The 374-nt window shown below is 45.5% G+C and carries 1 protein-coding gene; it reads right to left on the reverse strand.

The window, feature by feature from the left end; genetic code table 11:
• A partial coding sequence (locus tag ACO0LF_RS31590) for an EAL domain-containing protein (RefSeq protein ID WP_423021386.1) occupies positions 1 to 343 on the reverse strand: 343 nt, incomplete at its 3' end.
• Positions 344 to 374: the final 31 nt, after the last annotated feature.

Here is a 374-nt window from a genome sequence, read left to right on the forward strand (position 1 = left end):
CCCGAATCTCGCACAAATCCGTAATAATGGTATTGTCCTCGCCCATCATTGCAGATTCTGTGATTTCTACCTCAAGGAGGCTAGAATCAATACCGCAATTTTTTAAGCAGTCAGATAGTTTTTTCGGAAGGAACCCCGCGCTAAATTGCTTCGCGGACACGTTGATTGAAATAGGTACCACCGGCAATAGCTCTTTTTTCCAGGTAGCGATTTGCGCGCAAGCCTTCATCATGACAATGTCCCCGATGCGCAAAATCATTCCATTGGATTCGGCGACAGGAATAAATTCGATTGGAGGCACGAGTCCATGGTCTGGACGTATCCATCTTATCAGTGCTTCCATACTTGTCATTTGACCAGTGACCATATTCACA

The sequence above is a fragment of the Undibacterium sp. Di27W genome, from assembly GCF_049340345.1.
Classification (GTDB): domain Bacteria; phylum Pseudomonadota; class Gammaproteobacteria; order Burkholderiales; family Burkholderiaceae_D; genus Undibacterium.